Source organism: Sphingomonas sp. RIT328 (assembly GCF_000632225.1).
Taxonomy (GTDB): domain Bacteria; phylum Pseudomonadota; class Alphaproteobacteria; order Sphingomonadales; family Sphingomonadaceae; genus Sphingomonas; species Sphingomonas kyungheensis.
On sequence record NZ_JFYV01000034.1, the window covers coordinates 1 to 17,900 of the forward strand.

Here is a 17,900-nt window from a genome sequence, read left to right on the forward strand (position 1 = left end):
CTGCCAGCCCCGCCGCGACCGCGCCTGCCGCCGCCCCTGCCGCTGCTGCCGAAACCGTGTCGCGACCGGCGGCACCGCGCGCATCCCCGCTCGCCTGCGCCGCCGAGATCGGCACCGCCGCGGCGGCGAAGCGCGTCGCCATCTGCCGCAACGTCTCGCCCGCCACGCACCCGCCGTGCAACGCCGTCAACAGCTGTGCGATGATCGACGACGAGATCGCACGCAGCTGCGCGCTGTTCGACGGCAAGGGCGCGCCGATCGCCGGCTGCACGCCCGCGCCGAAGAGTCCGGCCGCCGCCGCCGCGGTGGTGCGGCTCTATTATGCCGCGCTCAACGCGGGTGACTATGACACCGCCTGGCAGCAATGGGGCGACGGCGGCAAGGCCGGCCAGACGTTCGCCGCCTTCACACGCGGCTTCGCGCAGACCCGCGCGACACAGGTGACGATCGGCACGCTGCCGCCGGCGGAGGGCGCGGCGGGATCCCTCTACCAGACCGTACCGGTGACGGTCGCCGCGACGCTTGCCGATGGCCGTCGCCAGCGTTTCGCCGGCCGCTATGTCGTGCGCCGCGTCAATGACGTCGACGGCGCGACGCCGGGGCAATTGCGCTGGCACCTCGATTCGGCGCAGCTCAAGCCGGTCGGCTGATCCGCCGCTGTCATCAAGCGGTCACCGATACCGCGCATCGCAACAGCTTGGCAGGCGCGGGATCGAGGCGATGGTGACGACGACAGGACCGGCGCTGACCCGGCGCGCGATGATCGGCGGATCGGCGGCGCTGCTGTCGGTCGGCGCACGCGGTGCGGTGCCGCTGCCTGCCGGCCTGTTTTCGCTCGGCGTCGCCTCGGGCGATCCGCTGCCCGATTCGGTGATCCTGTGGACGCGGCTCGCGCCGGTGCCGCTCGATGCCGCGGGCGGCATGCCGCCGGTCGCCGTGCCGGTGCGCTGGCAGGTGGCGAGCGACGAAGGCTTCACCCGGATCGTCCGCGAGGGCGAGGCGCGCGCCGAACCGCGCTGGGGCCATGCGGTGCATGTCGACGTGCGCGGCCTGCGCCCCGCGTCGCGCTATTTCTACCGCTTCCTCGCCGCGGGGGAGACCAGCGCCACCGGTCGCACCCGCACCGCGCCGGCGGCGGGCGCCGCGGTGGAGCGGCTGCGCATCGCCTATGGCTCGTGCCAGAAATATGAATCGGGCTTCTACGCAGCCTATCGCCATCTCGTCGCCGACGATCCCGATATCGTCCTGTTCCTCGGCGACTATATCTATGAGGGCGCACCCACCGCCAAGGATGCGGTGCGGCTGCACCAGAATCCCGAGCCGGTCGATCTCGCCGGCTATCGCGTCCGCTACGCCACCTACAAGAGCGATCCGCTGTTGCAGGCCGCGCATCAGGCGGCGCCCTGGGTGCTGACGTGGGACGATCACGAGGTCGCCAATGATTATGCCGACGCGCTCGACCAGAACAACACCGACCCCGCCGTCTTCCTGCGCCGCCGCGCCGCCGCCTATCAGGCGTGGTACGAGCACCAGCCGGTGCGCGCCGCACCGCCGCTCGGGCCGGCGATGCGCATCTATCATCTGCTCGACTGGGGGCGGCTCGCGCAATTCCAGATCGTCGATGACCGGCAGTATCGCGGCCCCCGCGCCTGCCAGCCCGCCGGCCTCGTCGCCGCGCACCAGCGCTATCGGACGCTGATCCAGCCCTGCCCCGATCTCTCCGCGCCACGGACGATGCTCGGCGCGGCGCAGGAACGCTGGCTGTCGCAGGCGCTCGGCGACAGCCGGGCGCAATGGAATCTGCTCGCGCAACAGACGCTGATGCACCAGCAGGGGCGGATCGACGCCGAGCATCCCGAGCGCGGCGTGCAATATTCGGCGGACAATTGGTCGGGCTATCCCGCCGCCCGCGACGCCATCTACCGCCGCTGGCTCGCCGCCCGCACCTCCAACCCGATCGCGCTCGGCGGCGACATCCATGCCTTTGCCGCCGCCGACATCCACGATCCCGACCGCCCCGACGCCGCGCCGATCGCCGCCGAATTCGTCGGCGGATCGATCACCTCGCTATTCCACGACGCGAGCTTCAAGCAGCAGGCGGCGGCGAACGGCCTCGTCTTCGCCGAGAATGAGGTGCGCGGCTACGGGCTGGTCGACCTGACGCCGCAGGGCGGCAGGATCGCCTTCCGCGGGCTGCGCGATGCGCGCGACCCGCAGTCCGGCATCCGCGACCTCGTCCGCTTCACGCTCGAACCCGGCCGGCCGGGCATCCGCGATCAGCAATCCGTCACCGACCTGTAGCGCCGGTGTAACCGACCGTCCTCCAACCCTGCGCTCACTCGCTCCCCGTCGCGGTCGCCTTGGCTGCCTTGTCGGGTGTCGTTCCCGCGCCGGTGAAGGGCGTCAGGCGGAAGGCGACACGCGTGGGAGCGAGCGATACGCGATATTGCGGCAGCGGCTTGCCGACCGAACTCCATTGCGTGTCGCCGCCGACGCCCCATTGCGCCGAATCGATCAGCAGCGTCACCTGATCGTGCGGCACGACATCGGTCGATTTCCACGTTCCCGGCGCATGGCGGTCGAGGTCGGCATAAGGGAAAGCGAGCGCATTCATCATCAGCGGCGTCGCGCCCTGTACGCGCACGCCGCGGCCCGCGCCCGACAGCTCCATCCAGCGCACGTCGACCTTGTTGCCGGTCTCCTGCGGGCGGATGTAATCGTGGTTCTGCTCGGCGATCGCGCCGCGCCACAGGCCGATCGGCGCCGAGGTCTTGCGATCGACATAGCTTTCGTGCGGACCGCGGCCATACCATTCGACCGTCGTCACATCGGTCGGCATCGCAAAGGCGAGGCCGACACGGAACGGCGGCGGCAGGTCGGTCCTGACCGGCGTCAGCATTCCCGTCACCGCGACCGATCCGTCACCCGCCATCGCATAACTGGTGGTGAAGGTCGCGGCGCCGTCGCCGAGCGCATAATCGACGGCGACGCTCGCGCCGTCGTCGGTGCGGCGGCTGCGCACCGCGGTGACGCGGCGGGTGTCGCTCATCGTCTTCCACATCTTGAGCTGTTCGGCGGTGCCGATGCCGAGGTCGTTGTCCGTGACCGCGCGCCAGAAATGCGGCGTGCCGCCGGTGGCGAGGTCGCGGCCGTCGGCGGTGTAGCGGCGTACCAGCCCGGTGGTGCGATCGATCTCGAGCCGCGCCGTGCCGGCCGACAGCGTGATCGCGCCGTCAGACTCGCGCAGATCGACCGCCCCTGCCGGCGCGGCGGGCAGCGCCGGCGCGCCGCCGAGCGCGAATTGCTCGAAGCCGATCGTCGCGCCCTCCGCCACCGCGGGCACCGCCCCCGCCCTGGCGCGGACGCGCACCGTCACATAATATTCGGCATCGGACCGGCGGGCATAATGTGTCACCGGCAGCGTGATCGCCGTCGCGGCGCGCGGGCCGACCGCCGGGGTCGGCAGATCGCCGTGCGCGACCGCGACGCCATCCTCGAGCAGCGTCCAGTCGAAGGCGAAGCCCGAAAGATCGCGGAAGTCGTGCCGGTTGCGCACCGTCACCCGCCCGCTGGCGGGATCGAAGCCGTCGAACTGCACCGGCGCATAGACCTTTTTCAGCTCGAACAGTTGCGGATTGGGCGTCCGGTCGGACTGCAGCAACCCGTCGCCGAATTCGATGTCGCCGCCCGGATTGGGGCCATATTCGCCGCCGTCCCCCCAATAGCGCCGCCCATCCTTGGTATAGCGGTACATCGACTGGTCGACCCAGTCCCAGGCGAAGCCGCCCTGCAATTTGTCGGGATGGGCGTAGATCGTATCCCAATATTCCTTCAGGTCACCGCCCGAATTTCCCATCATATGGGCATATTCGCACTGAATGACCGGCTGTTTGTAGTTCCAGTTGATGGCGTAATCCGCGAGCTTGACTGCGGGATCGTACATCGGCGCGTAGATGTCGGCATAATCATTGGGGCGATGATCGCCGATCCCATCCCACGTTCCCCAGCCGAGATAGCTGATCAGCCGGCCGGGATCGCGCGCCCGCGCCGCCGCGGCGGCCGCCGCGAAATTGGGGCCGATCCCCGCCTCGTTGCCGAGCGACCAGAAGATCACCGAGGGATGGTTCTTATCGCGCTCGACCATGTTGACGACGCGGCTGACGTGCGCCTTCTGCCACGCCGGATCGAAGCCGACCTGATATTTCGCGCGCTCGCGCGGCCGCCGGTTGGCATAATCCATATAGGCGTGGCTCTCGATATTCGCCTCGTCCATCACATACAGGCCATAACGATCGGCGAGTTCGTAGAGATACGGATCGTTGGGATAATGCGAGGTGCGGATCGCATTGATGTTGTTCTGCTTCATCAGCTGGATATCGCGCTCCATCGACGCGCGGCTGACGACGTGGAAGGTTTCGGGATCATGTTCGTGGCGATTGACACCGCGAATCGTGATCGGCTTGCCGTTGACGGTGACCTGGCCGCCGAGCATCGCGACGGTGCGGAAACCGATCGCGCGCGCGGTCGATTGCAGCAGCGCGCCGCGCGCGTCGAGCACCTCGGTGACCAGCGTGTAGAGTTGGGGCGTCTCCGCGGTCCACGGCCGCACCGCCGGCACCGTGCCGCGCAGCGTCACCGGGCGCTCGCGGGTCGAGGCCGCCAGCGGCTGCGTCTGCGTCAGCACCGGCCGCTCCCCGTCGAGCAGCACCATCCGCACACTCGCCGCGTTCCCCGGCGTCACCGCGACCTCGACGGCGAGCAGGCCGTCGCGATAGGCCGCGTCGAGCCCGGCATGGACGAAGACGTCGCGCGCGCGCAGCTTGGGCGCCGCGACCAGATAGACCGAGCGCTCGATCCCCGAGACTCGCCAGAAGTCCTGATCCTCCAGATAGCTGCCGTCCGACCAGCGGATCACCTGGATCGCCACGACATTCTTGCCGGGCCGGATCCAGCGGGTGACGTCGAAGTCGCTCGGCAGCTTGCTGTCTTCCGAATAGCCGACCTTCTCGCCATTGACCCAGACCGTATAGGCGGAGCCCGCCGCGCCGATATGGAGGATGACGTCCTGCCCGCTCCACGCCGCCGGCACGGTGACGTCGCGGCGATACGATCCGACCGGATCGGTGGCGTGCGGAATCAGCGGGCGGTTGGCGGGAAACGGATAGGTGATGTTGTTGTAGCGCGGCTGGTCATAGCCCTGCGTCTGCCAGTCGGCCGGCACCGGGATCTGCTTCCAGCCCGATACGTCATAGTCGGGCTTCTCGAACCCCGCCGGCAGACGGTCGGCATCGGGGGAGAAGGCGAAATGCCACAGCCCGTCGAGCGGCACGAAGCGCGCCGACGCCGCCTCGTCGCCGGCGAGCGCCTTGGCGCGCGATTCGAACGGAAAGCCGGTGGCGCTCGCCGGCAGCTTGCCGCGCGCGAACACCGCGGGGTTTTCCCAATCGGGGCGGGTGGGGTCGATCTGCACCGGCTGCACCTGCGGCGCGCCGTCCTGCGCCCAGGCGGCGCTCGCCACCACGCTGCCGATGATCCCCGCCCAAAGCCATGACGCCCGCATGTTGCCGCTCCCCCACGTTATCATGTCAGACATATCGTATACGAAGCGTCGTGCAAGCCATCTTGATCGCCAGTGTTCCCGGCCCGGGCGGAGACGGTGCTTGCGCCCTCCGTCGGCCGCTGCAATTCTACTCCGACATAAGGACTTGAAGCGAGAGGAAGCAGGATGAGCCATGTCAGCCGCAGGGGCGTCACGCGCCGGACGCTGCTCGCCGGCGCCAGCGCGCTGGTCGTCGCCGGGCGGGCAAGCGCCGCCCTGCCCGCCGATCGGATCACCAAGGTCGCGCCGGTGCCGATGCGCGACGTGACGCTCAAGCCGTCGCCCTTCGCCGACGCCTTCGCTGCCAACCGCCGCTATCTGCTGTCGCTCGATCCGGAACGGCTGCTGCACAATTTCTACGTCTCCGCCGGGCTGCCCGCGCCCCGGCCGGTCTATGCCGGCTGGGAGGCGCAGGGGATTGCCGGCCATTCGCTCGGCCACTGGCTGTCCGCCTGCTCCCTCGTCGTCGCCAATACCGGCGATGCCGCGGTCGCCGCGCGGCTCGACCATGCGCTCGCCGAGATGGCGCGCATCCAGGCTGCGCATGGCGACGGCTATTGCGGCGGCACCACCGTCGATCGCGACGGCAAGACGGTCGACGGCAAGATCGTCTTCGAGGAGGTGCGGCGCGGCGACATCCGCACCGGCGGCTTCGATCTCAACGGCGGCTGGGTGCCGCTCTACACCTGGCACAAGGTCCATGCCGGATTGCTCGACGCGCATCGCCTCGCCGGCAATCGCCGCGCGCTGCCGATCACGCTCGGCCTCGCCGGCTATCTCGCCGGCGTGCTCGAGCCGTTGAGCGAGGCGCAGATGCAGCAGGTGCTGCGTGCCGAACATGGCGGTCTCAACGAGGCTTATGCCGATACCTATGCGCTGACCGGCGATCCGCGCTGGCTGCGCATGGCGGAGAAGATCCACCACCGCGCGGTGCTCGACCCGCTCACCGCGGGGCGCGACCAGCTCGCCGGGCTGCACGCCAATACGCAAATCCCCAAGCTGATCGGCCTCGCCCGGCTGTACGAGCTGACCGAAACGCCGCAGCATGCCGCGGCGGCGCGCTTCTTCCACGATCGCGTCGTCCGCCATCACAGCTATGTCATCGGCGGCAATTCCGAACGCGAACATTTCGGTCAGCCCGACCAATTGTCGAAGCGGATCACCGAGGCGACGTGCGAGGCGTGCAACAGCTACAATATGCTGAAACTGACCCGGCACCTCTATGCGTGGCAGCCGAGCGCCGACTGGTTCGACACCTATGAACGGATCCAGCTCAACCATATCCTCGCGCACCAGCGCCCGGATACCGGCCAATTCGTCTATTTTATGCCGCTCGCGCCCGGCGCCCGGCGCAGCTATTCGACCGCGGAGGAAAGCTTCTGGTGCTGCGTCGGCTCGGGGATGGAGAGCCACGCCAAACATGCCGATTCGATCTTCTGGCACGATGTCGCCCCGGCCGGTGCGCTCTACGTCAATCTCTACATCGCCAGCCGCCTCGACTGGCGGGACCGCGGCCTCGCGCTCGATCTCGACACGCGGATGCCGGCGGAGGGCGAGGCGACGCTCACCATCCGCCGCGCGCCGCGCGCCGTGCAGCGGATCGCGCTGCGCATGCCGGGCTGGGCGGCGGGCGCGACCGTCGCGCTCAACGGCCGGCCCGCCGCGGCCACGATGCGCGACGGTTACGCCGTGGTCGAGCGGCGCTGGCGCGCGGGCGACCGGTTGCGCGTCGTGCTGCCGATGCGGTTGCGCGCCGAGCCGGTCGCCGACGATCCGTCGCTGGTCGCCTTCGCGCACGGGCCGCTGGTGCTCGCCGCCGATTGCGGCCCGGCGTCGGCGGCCTATGACGGCATGGGTCCGGCGCTCGCCGTCGACGGACCGGCGGTGGCGGCGCTGCGCGCGGACGATGCGGCGGACGTCCATCGCTTCACCGCGCGGGGTGCGCTCGGCGAACCGCTGACGCTCAGCCCCTTCTACGCGCAATATGACCGGCGCACCGCGGTCTATTTCCCGACCTTCACCACCGCCGCCTGGGTCATGGCCAAGCCCGGCTATCTGCGCGCGCAGGCCGAGCGGCAGGCGCTCGCCCGCCGCACCGTCGACGTCGCCTATCTCGGCGAGATGCAGCCCGAGCGCGATCACCTGTTCACCGCGAGCAAGCCCGAGACGGTGCAGCTGCACGGCCGCTCCGCCCGCAAGCTGCGCGCCGGCGAGACGATCACGCTGACGCTGCGCCGCCGCCCCGGCGCGGCGGTGCTGCGCGTCGTCTATTGGGGCGATCAGGTGAAGGACCGCGCGCTGACGATCCGCGTCGACGGCACCCCGGTCGCGACCGAACGCCGCGAGGGGCCGGCGCAGGAGGGGTTCGTCGCGATCGACTATCCGCTCCGCGCCGCGGGTGAACAGGGCAAGAGCGCGGCGGTCGTGCAATTCGCCGGCGAGACGGGCGAGATCGACCTGTACGAGGTGCGCATGATGAGCGCGGTGGAGGCCGGGCTGGTCTGATCGGCGGGGCGCCGGGCCGCATGCCTCCGGCGGGCGAAAGGCCCCTTGCATCCATCGTGTTGCCGCGGACATAAACATGTCCGAATCTGCCAGACAGTGGATAGCGAAAGGGACGCGATGCGAAGCGAGGCAATAGCGGACGGACGATGGCACAGGCTGGTCACGCGGGTCGGTCTCGCGCTTGCGTTGCTGACCACCGCCGCGACCCCCGCGCCGATCGCCTCGCGGACCGTCACCGTGACGCTGCGGCCGGCGATCGATCGCCCGTCGACGCGGTTCGAGGGCTGGGGCACCGCGCTGGCCTGGTTCGCCAACGTCACCGGCGGCTGGCCGGAGGCGGACCGCAGCCGCCTTGCCGACCTCTTCTACGGCGCGAAGGGGCTGGGCTGGACGATCGCGCGCTACAATATCGGCGGCGGCGGCGCGGCGGATGCCAAGCCCTATCTGCGCACCGGCGCGGCGGTGCCCGGCTTCTGGCGGCTCCCGCCGGGCGTCGCCGGCACGGACTGGCGCGCCGACGATCCGTTGATGTGGGACTGGACGCAGGACGCCAACCAGCGCTGGTGGCTCGATGCCGTGCGGGATCGCGTGCCGGGTGCGATCTTCGAGGCTTTCTCCAACTCGCCGCCATGGTTCATGACCGTCTCGGGCCGCGTCTCGGGTGCCGAGCGGCGCACCGACGACAATCTGCTGCCCGGCCGCGAGCCGCTGTTCGCCGCCTATCTCGCGCGCAGCGTCGCCGAATTGCAGCGCCGCCACCATATCCGCTTCCGCACGCTGTCGCCGATCAACGAGCCCAACACCGATTATTGGTATGCCGCCAATACGCAGGAAGGCGCGCACTGGAGCCCGGCGCGACAGGCGGCGATGATCGACGCCGCCGACACCGCGCTCAAGGCCGAGCGGCTGACCACCGTGATCGCCGCGCCCGACGAGACCAATGCGCGACTGTTCCTCGCCGACCTCGCCGCCTATCCGCCGGAGACGCTGGCGCGGATCGGCCAGCTCAACGTGCACAGTTACGGCACGCTGTATCAGACGGGGGTGCGCGATGCGGCGCGCGCCGCCGGCATCCGGCTGTGGATGAGCGAGAATGACACGCCGCTCGACGGCGACCGCGAGAATTTCGACGGCATGCCCTCGGCGCTCGCCTTAGCCGATCATGTCGTCGCCGATCTCAAGCGGCTCGAGCCCGCCGCCTGGATATTCTGGCAGGCGGTCGAGAACCTGTCCGGCGGCAACGGCAAGCCGACCTCCAACTGGGGGCTGATCAAGGCCGATCTCGCCGCGCCGGCCGCCGGGCCGCATGCGATCCACGTCACCCGCAAATATTGGGCGATGGCGCAGTTCAGCCGCTACATCCGTCCCGGCTACCGACTGGTCGCGGTCGACGACATGGACAGTGCCGCGGCGCTGTCGCCCGATGGTGCGACGCTGGTGCTGGTCCATGTCAACGGCGGCATCGCGCCGCGCCGGCTCGCTGTGCCCGCCGGCTGGCGCGTGCAGGCGGTGCGCACCGATGCGACGCATGACGCGCGCTGCGTCGCCGGGCTGATCGCGCCGCCGCAGTCCGTGACGACGCTGATCCTCACCCGCGGCGGCGCGCGCACCACCTGTGCGTAGCGCGCGGTGCACATTGGGCGGCACACGAAGGCATATGTAGGACAACACCGGACCGAAAAGCGGCGGCGAGAGTGCCTCAACCGCCGCGCATCGCCTGTTCGGTATCCTTGCGCGCCTGGTCGATCAGCGCGGTGGTGGCCGCATGCGCCGCCGCCGGATCGCCGCGGGCGACCGTCTCGAACAGCAGCTGATGCTGCGGGATCGAATCGACATATTCGGCGACGACGCGATATTTGAAGAAGGTCGTCCAGCGCACCGCCGACGAGATGCTGCTCGACAGGCTGGCGAGCAATTCATTGGCGGTCGCCTCGAGCAGGACCTGATGGAACTGCTCGTCCGCCGCCTGTCCCGCGACGCTCTCCAGCCCGTGCTGCGTCATCAGTTCGAGCGCATGGCCGAGCCGCGCCAATTGCCGCGCCGTCCGGTTGGTCGCGGCGAGCGCCGCCGCGGCCGGCTCGACGATCAGTCGCAGCTCGAACAGGCTGCGCACGAAATTGACCGGCGGCGCGCCTTCGAACATCCAGCCGAGCATCTCGGTGTCGAGCAGGTTCCAGTCGGCCCGTTCGCGCACCCGCGTCCCCGTCTTGCGACGACTTTCGATCAGCCCCTTGGCGGTGAGCATGCGCAGCGCCTCGCGGATGACGTTGCGTGCGACACCGAATCGATCGGCGAGGTCGAACTCGCCGGGAATGGTCTGCCCGGGGTGATAGTCGCCGGTGACGATGGCGACACCCAATGTCCGGGCGATGGTGACATGGGCCGGCCTGATCCGCTCGCGCTTCGCCAATTCTGTGAACCTTCCCAACGATATGACCCCGGATCGTCGCGCCTTCCGACGACCGCGGCAAGCCATGCCGAAAATTTCCATTTGTAGGGCATTTTAGTCGTAGTTGCCCGATCCCCGCTTGCACGGGTGAAGCAAGTCCTCATACATGAAAGCTTGAGCGGACAGAGAGTTGGTCCGGGGGAGAGAGATATGATCAAGCCGACCGGGGTGATGCGCAGCATCGCGATCACCAAGCGCCTGCTCGCCGCCGGCGCGTCGCTTGCCGCGCTCGCCGCGCTGCCCGCCGCCGCCGACCCGCTCGCGATCGTCGATCGCAACGGCGGCATCGTCTCGATCGAACCCTATGCGCCCAATATTGTCCGCGTGACGATCGCGCTCGACAAGGCGCTGGCCGTCGCACCACCGGGCGAAGGCCCCAACGCCAAGCCCGACGCGAGCGGCTGGACCCACCGCACCGACGCGAGCGGCGACGTCTTCGCCTCGCCCGCGCTGACGCTGACCGTCGCGGCGCAGCCCTGGCCCGGCGCGCCGACGCAGATGCAGCGCTATTTCGCGCCGTCGCTGCCGCCGGTGGCCATCTCGGTGCGCGGTGCCGACGGCCGCACGCTGCTCGACATGACCGGCTGGGAAATGGCGCCGCATACCGTCAACGACGAGAAGACCTTCCGCGTCGGCGCCAGCTTCGCGGTGCAGCCGGGCGAACATTATTACGGGCTCGGCCAGAATCAGGAGGGCGTGCTCGACCTCAAGGGCCGGACGATCGACTGCCGCCACAATTACGATGCGCCGGCGGGCGAGAGCGTCTGCGTACCCTTCATGGTCACCAACAAGGGCTATGGCATCGTCTGGGACAATCCGTCGGCGACCATCGTCTCGCCCGGCCTCAACAATGCCACCCACTGGCAGTCCAACGTCGGCGAGCGCGTCTCCTTCTTCGTCATCACCGGCGACACCACCGACCAGCTCTACGCCGGCTATGCCAGGCTGACCGGCGCGACGCCGCTGCCGCCCAAGGCGGCGTTCGGGCTGATCCAGTCGAAGGCGCGCTACGAGACGCAGAAGGAATTGCTCGACGTCGCGCAGGGCTATCGCCAGCGCAACCTGCCGCTCGACGTGATGGTGCTCGACTGGTTCTACTGGACGCGGATGGGGCAGCTCGACATCGATCGGACCTATTTCCCCGATCCCAAGGGCATGAACGACACGCTGCACCGGCTCGGCATGCATTCGATCATCAGCGTCTGGCCGCGGTTCGAGCGGGAGTCGCGCTATTACGACTTCCTCGGCGCCAAGGGCTGGCTGCTCCATGACAAGGACGGCAGCGTCGTCGACGGCCTGCCGATCCGTGCCGATCGCGCCGGCGCGCTGATCGATTCGACCAATCCGGAGGCGCGCCAGTGGTTCTGGGGCAAGATCCGCGACAATATCGCCAGCCAGGGCTTCGACTGGTTCTGGCTCGACGAGACCGAGCCCGATCTGGTGCCCGATGGCCATCAATTCTCGATCGGCTCGGGTGACCGCTACCACAATCTCTATCCGCTGGTGCATACCAGCAGCGTCGCGGAGGGCTCGGCGAAGGACCGGCCCGACATGCGCAACCTGATCCTCGCGCGCGCCGCCTATCTCGGCACGCAGCGCAACGGCGCATTGTTCTGGTCGTCGGACGTCCAGTCGACGTGGGAGGCGCTGCGCCGCCAGGTGCCCGCCGGGCTCGGCTTCACCGCGACGGGCATGGCCTATTGGAGCAGCGATACCGGCGGCTGGCAATATCCCGCCGGGCCGAAGGCGGAACGACCGCCGCTGCTCGATCCCGCCGGGGCGACCGCGATGGCGCCGAGCTATGCCGACTATCCCGAGCTGTTCACGCGCTGGTTCGCCTATAACAGCTTCACCCCGACGCTGCGCATCCACGGCCAGCGGCCGGCGACCGCGCTATGGGACTATGGCACCGCGGCCGAGCCGGTGCTCGCCAACTTCCTGCGGCTGCGCTACGCGCTGATCCCCTATCTCTACGCGCTCGGCCATCGGACCGCGGAGACCGGTGCGCCGTTCATGCGCGCGCTGTTCATGGACTTCCCCAACGATCCCGCGGTGGCGACGATCGGCGATGAATATATGTTCGGCCCCGCCTTCCTCGTCGCGCCGGTGACCGATCAGGGCGTGACCAGCCGCAAGGTCTATCTGCCCGCCGGCGCGGACTGGTATGACTATTGGACCGACAAACGCTACACCGGCGGCCAGACGGTCGATGCCGCCGCGCCGATCGACAAGATCCCGCTGTTCGTCCGCGCCGGATCGATCGTACCGATGGGCGTGCAGGTGCCGAGCACCGCGACCGCCCAGCCGCTGGAGAGCATCCGCGTCTATCCCGGCCGCGACGCCAGCTTCACGCTGTACGACGACGACGGCGTGACCAACGCCTATCGCAAGACCGGCGGCAAGACCGCGACGCTGCGCTGGAGCGAGGCGAGCGGCAAGCTCAGCGCCTCGGGCCGGCTGCCGACCGGCCAGGACGTGGGCGGACTGGTCCGCGTCGTCGCCGCCAAATAGGCCGTGCCACCTTCCCCGTCGAATACGGGGAAGGTGTGGCTTTCCAGACACGTACATTCACGAAGCCGACACAATCGGGTCTTAGCGCGAACCTCCGTCGGGGGGCGGGCACCACTATCACCGGCCGGCTGCACGGATCAATTCCGGCGCCGGTCGGGCGGGCCGCCCCCCTCTTCTTCAGGGGGACCATTCGTGACCAAGACGTTCAAGACCTTGCTGCTGCTCGGCGCCGCCGGACTCGCCGCGCCCGCGCTCGCCCAGACCGCGACGCCCGCGACCGATGCTGCCGCCACCGACACCACCGCCACGCCCGACGCCGCCGCCGATCTCGGCGACATCGTCGTCACCGCCGAACGCCGCTCGGAGAATCTGCAGCGCGTGCCGCTGTCGGTCGCGGTCGTCGGCGGCAGCGATCTGCGCGCCTTCCAGGCGGGCGGCGAGGACATCCTCGCGCTGTCGGGCCGCGTGCCCGGCCTCTATATCGAGACGACCACCGGCCGCATCTTCCCGCGCTTCTACATCCGCGGCCTCGGCAATATCGATTTCTACCTCGGCGCGAGCCAGCCGGTGTCGATCATCCAGGACGATGTCGTCCTCGAACATGTCGTGCTCAAGTCCAACCCGGTGTTCGACGTCAATCAGGTCGAGGTGCTGCGCGGCCCGCAGGGCTCGCTATTCGGCCGCAACACGACCGCGGGCATCATCAAGTTCGACACGATCCGCCCGAGCCAGACGTGGCAGGGCCGCGTCGCCGCCTCGGCGGGCAGCCTCGGCACCTTCACCTATGACGCCGGCGTCGGCGGCCCGCTCGTGCAGGACAAGGTGGCGATCCGCCTGTCGGGCCTGCTCCAGCACCGCAACGACTGGGTCGACAACAGCTTCGCCGGCACCAGCCAGGACGGCACGCGCACGCCGCAGAAGAACGCCATGGGCGGCTTCGACGAGCGCGACGTGCGCTTGCAGGTGCTGCTGACCCCGAGCGACGCCTTCTCGGTCAACGTCTCGGGGCACGCCCGCGGCTATCACGGCACCTCGACGATCTTCCACCGCGCCGCGCTGCGCAAGGGCTCGAACTCGGTCTCGGCCGAGCCGCGCGACCGCATCGCGCTCGACGAGGGCAACAACAACCCGCAGGATTACGACACCTACGGCACCTCGGTGAACGCGGCCTATGACTTCGGCCCGGTCACGCTGACCTCGATCAGCGCCTATGAGACCACCTCCGGCTACAGCCGCGGCGATACCGATGGCGGCGCCGGCGCCAACTTCCCGGTCAACGGCGTCGCCAACGGCTTCGGCCAGAGCCAGGGCAACATCCGCGCGCTCGGCCAATATACGCAGGAGGTGCGGCTCGCCTCGCAGGCCGGCCAGCGCTTCACCTGGCAGGTCGGCGGCTTCTACTTCCGCCAGAACGACACGACCGACTTCTACCAGCGCAGCTATTTCCTCACCACGGCGGCGCGCAATCCGAACAATTGGGTGCGGCTGCGCGACATCAACACCAGCTGGGCGGCGTTCGGTCAGGCGAGCTTCAAGGTGACCGACGCGTTCACGATCACCGGCGGCGCACGCTATACGCAGGACATCAAGCGCACCACGCTGGTCAAGCCGGTGTTCAACGTCGCCGGCACGGTCAACCAGTTCCGCCTGATCAACCCGACCGCGCCGACGTCGGTGCGGCTGGAAGGCAAGGAGCCGAGCTGGGACGTGTCGGCGCTCTACACGATCGATCCGTCGAGCAGCGTCTACGCCCGCGTCGCGCGCGGCTTCCGCGGCCCGACGATCCAGGGCCGCTCGGCGGTGTTCAACTCGCCCTTCACCACCGCGTCGAGCGAGACGATCACCTCCTATGAGGTCGGCGCCAAGGGCATCTTCCTCGACGGCCGGCTGCGGCTCAATTCGTCGCTGTTCACCTATACGGTCCACGACATCCAGCTCAACGGCAACGACGTCAACGGCAATGGCGTGCTGTTCAACGCCGACAAGGCGCGCGCTTGGGGTGTTGAGATCGACAGCGAGTTCCGCCCGGTCCGCAACCTGACGCTGACGCTCGGCGCCAGCGCGCTCAAGTCGAAGATCGAGGACAAGCGCGTCTATGCGCAGGTCTGCATCCTCAACGGCGTGGTGGTCTGCACGGTGCAGGATCCGACGATCAAGGTCGGTGCCAACACCTTCGCGCAGATCGACGGCAATCCGCTGCCCAATGCGCCGCGCTGGAACCTCGACGCCACCGCCCGCTACGACCTGCCGCTGTCGAACGACGGCAAGCTGTTCGTCGCCACCGACTGGAACATCCAGGGCTATACCAACTTCGTCCTCTACAAGACCAAGGAGTTCTACGCCGACGGTAACTTCGAAGGCGGCGTGAAGGTCGGCTACACCTCGCCCGACAACAATTACGAGATCGCGGCGTTTGCGCGCAACATCACCAACGAGAAGAACCTCAAGGGCGTGATCGAGAATTATATGGCGGCGGTGTTCAACGAACCGCGCGTGATCGGCGTCTCGCTGAGCGGCCGGTTCCGGTAATCCGGGGGGTGCGCTTCGGTCTGCCGGGGCGCACCTGTCGGTCTTTTCCGGAGAGACCGGCACGCGTCAGACGTGACGGATCGCTTTCGGCGATATTCCGCAAGAGCGATCTTCCCGCGAAAAGCACCACCTCACCCCCCTGACGCGCCACCCCGGCGAAGGCCGGGGTCCAGATGGGTGACGGTAGGCATTATCCAATGGCGTTTTCCCAACTGGGCCACGCCTCCGCCGGAGCGGTCCGTGAAAATCGCTGACGCCTTACCGCCGGGAATATAGCAGCTGCGCAGAACAGAAGTGCACTGCTCCTCGTGTCTGGGCGGCCTCCAGCGCGGGAGCACCAGACACCGCACGCTTCCCGAACAAAGCAGAGACAAAAAAGGCCGGTGGATCGCTCCACCGGCCTGTCTTCATTGCAGCGACTGGGTTACGCCGCCTGCTTCGCCCGGCTGGCGCGCTTGCGCTCGTTCGGGTCGAGGAAGCGCTTGCGCAGGCGGATCGTCTTCGGCGTGACTTCGACCATCTCGTCGTCGTCGATATAGGCGATCGCCTGTTCCAGCGTCATCTTCTTCGGCGGGGTGAGGCGGATCGCATCGTCCTTGCCGCCGCTGGCGCGGAAGTTGGTCAGCTGCTTCGCCTTCATCGGATTGACCTCGAGGTCATCCGTCTTGGCGTTCTCGCCGATGATCATGCCCTCGTAGAGCGCCTCGCCATGGCCGACGAACAGCACGCCGCGATCCTCGAGCGGGCCGAGCGCATAGCCCTGCGCCTCGCCGGCCCCGTTGGAGATCAGCACGCCGTTCTTGCGGCCTTCGATCGTGCCCTTGTGCGGACCGTATTTCTCGAACAGCCGGTTCATGATGCCAGTGCCGCGCGTGTCCGACAGGAACTCGCCGTGATAGCCGATCATGCCGCGCGACGGCGCCGAGAAGGTGATGCGCGTCTTGCCGCCGGTCGACGGACGCATGTCGGTCAGCTCCGCCTTCCGCAGGTTCATCTTCTCGACGACGGTGCCCGAATGCTCCTCGTCGACGTCGATGATGACGGTCTCATACGGCTCGGTCTTCTTGCCGTTCTCGTCCTCGCCGAACAGCACGCGCGGGCGGCTGATGCCGAGCTCGAAGCCCTCGCGGCGCATCGTCTCGATCAGCACGCCGAGCTGAAGCTCGCCACGGCCGGCGACTTCGAAGCTGTCGCGGTCGGCGGCTTCGGTCACCTTGATCGCGACGTTCGATTCGGCTTCGCGCAGCAGGCGATCGCGGATCATGCGGCTCGTCACCTTGGTGCCCTCGCGACCCGCCATCGGCGAATCGTTGACCGCAAAGCGCATCGACAGCGTCGGCGGATCGATCGGCTGCGCGTGCAGCGGTTCGGTGACGGTCGTGTCGGCGATCGTGTTGGCGACGGTGGCGACGGCGAGGCCGGCGAGGCTGATGATGTCACCCGCCTTGGCTTCCTCGACCGGCACGCGGTCGAGGCCGCGGAACGACAGGATCTTCGACGCGCGGCCCGTCTCGATGATGTTGCCGTCGTTGTCGAGCGCGTGGATCGGCTGGTTGAGCTTCACCGTGCCCGAATTGACGCGCCCGGTGAGGATGCGGCCGAGGAAATTGTCGCGGTCGAGCAGCGTCACCAGGAAGGTGAACGGCACGTCCTCCACTTCCACCTTGGGGGCGGGGACGTGATTGACGATCGTCTCGAACATCGGGATCAGCGTGCCTTCGCGCGCGTCCATGTCGGTCGAGGCATAGCCGTTGCGGCCCGAAGCGTAGAGCACCGGGAAGTCGAGCTGCTCGTCATTGGCGTCGAGCGACACGAACAGGTCGAACACCTCGTCGAGCACTTCCTGGATGCGCGCGTCGGGACGGTCGACCTTGTTGACGACGACGATCGGCTTGAGGCCGAGGGCCAGCGCCTTGCCGGTGACGAACTTGGTCTGCGGCATCGCGCCTTCCGACGAATCGACCAGCAGGACGACGCCGTCGACCATGCTGAGGATGCGCTCCACCTCGCCGCCGAAATCGGCGTGGCCGGGCGTGTCGACGATATTGATCCGCACCGTCTCGCCGCCGCCCGGAGGCGCCCAGTCGACCGAGGTCGGCTTGGCGAGAATGGTGATCCCACGCTCCTTTTCGAGGTCGTTCGAATCCATGGCGCGCTCTTCGACACGCTGGTTGTCGCGGAAGGTGCCGGACTGGCGGAAGAGCTGGTCGACCAGCGTCGTCTTGCCGTGATCGACGTGCGCGATGATCGCCACGTTGCGGAGGCTCATGGGAATTCCTGAATCAATGGAGCTTGGATTGCGCGCCC

9 protein-coding genes are annotated in these 17,900 nt (G+C 68.4%); 6 read left to right on the forward strand and 3 right to left on the reverse strand.

Translation table 11 applies throughout. The annotated features are described in order from the left end of the window. Nucleotides 1–650 (forward strand): hypothetical protein (locus BW41_RS13990; protein ID WP_037535133.1); only part of this gene is annotated, 650 nt, incomplete at its 5' end. Between the two features lie 70 nt (nucleotides 651–720). Further along, on the forward strand, nucleotides 721–2,301 hold the full coding sequence (locus tag BW41_RS13995) for an alkaline phosphatase D family protein (RefSeq protein WP_037535134.1): 1,581 nt from the start codon (nucleotides 721–723) through the stop codon (nucleotides 2,299–2,301). 34 nt (nucleotides 2,302–2,335) lie between these two features. Here BW41_RS13995 and BW41_RS14000 read toward each other — a convergent pair whose 3' ends face one another. Further along, the gene (locus tag BW41_RS14000) at nucleotides 2,336–5,560 is read right to left on the reverse strand and encodes a glycoside hydrolase family 2 TIM barrel-domain containing protein (protein WP_037535135.1); all 3,225 of its coding nucleotides are present in this window, start codon (nucleotides 5,558–5,560) and stop codon (nucleotides 2,336–2,338) included. Between the two features lie 165 nt (nucleotides 5,561–5,725). Here BW41_RS14000 and BW41_RS14005 point away from each other — a divergent pair, with 165 nt between their 5' ends. After that, nucleotides 5,726–8,104 (forward strand): glycoside hydrolase family 127 protein, encoded by a 2,379-nt coding sequence (locus BW41_RS14005; RefSeq protein WP_037535136.1) that lies wholly within the window; start codon nucleotides 5,726–5,728, stop codon nucleotides 8,102–8,104. Between the two features lie 117 nt (nucleotides 8,105–8,221). Next, nucleotides 8,222–9,727: a glycoside hydrolase gene (locus BW41_RS14010; RefSeq protein WP_081793106.1), complete on the forward strand. Its 1,506-nt coding sequence runs from the start codon at nucleotides 8,222–8,224 to the stop codon at nucleotides 9,725–9,727. Nucleotides 9,728–9,803: 76 nt separating this feature from the next. On the opposite strand, the gene BW41_RS14015 is transcribed toward BW41_RS14010, so the two are convergent. Continuing rightward, on the reverse strand, nucleotides 9,804–10,532 hold the full coding sequence (locus BW41_RS14015; protein ID WP_235199773.1) for a FadR/GntR family transcriptional regulator: 729 nt from the start codon (nucleotides 10,530–10,532) through the stop codon (nucleotides 9,804–9,806). 171 nt (nucleotides 10,533–10,703) lie between these two features. Between BW41_RS14015 and BW41_RS14020 the strand changes: the two genes are divergently transcribed. Both BW41_RS14020 and BW41_RS14025 read left to right on the forward strand, forming a co-directional pair. After that, nucleotides 10,704–13,064 (forward strand): glycoside hydrolase family 31 protein, encoded by a 2,361-nt coding sequence (locus BW41_RS14020; protein ID WP_443027648.1) that lies wholly within the window; start codon nucleotides 10,704–10,706, stop codon nucleotides 13,062–13,064. A gap of 192 nt (nucleotides 13,065–13,256) precedes the next feature. Beyond that, entirely contained in the window at nucleotides 13,257–15,593 is a 2,337-nt protein-coding gene (locus BW41_RS14025; protein ID WP_037535139.1) for a TonB-dependent receptor, read from the forward strand. A 424-nt stretch (nucleotides 15,594–16,017) separates the two neighbouring features. Here the strand turns inward: BW41_RS14025 and typA are convergent, their stop codons facing one another. Continuing rightward, nucleotides 16,018–17,862: a translational GTPase TypA gene (typA, locus tag BW41_RS14030; RefSeq protein ID WP_037535140.1), complete on the reverse strand. Its 1,845-nt coding sequence runs from the start codon at nucleotides 17,860–17,862 to the stop codon at nucleotides 16,018–16,020. Nucleotides 17,863–17,900: the final 38 nt, after the last annotated feature.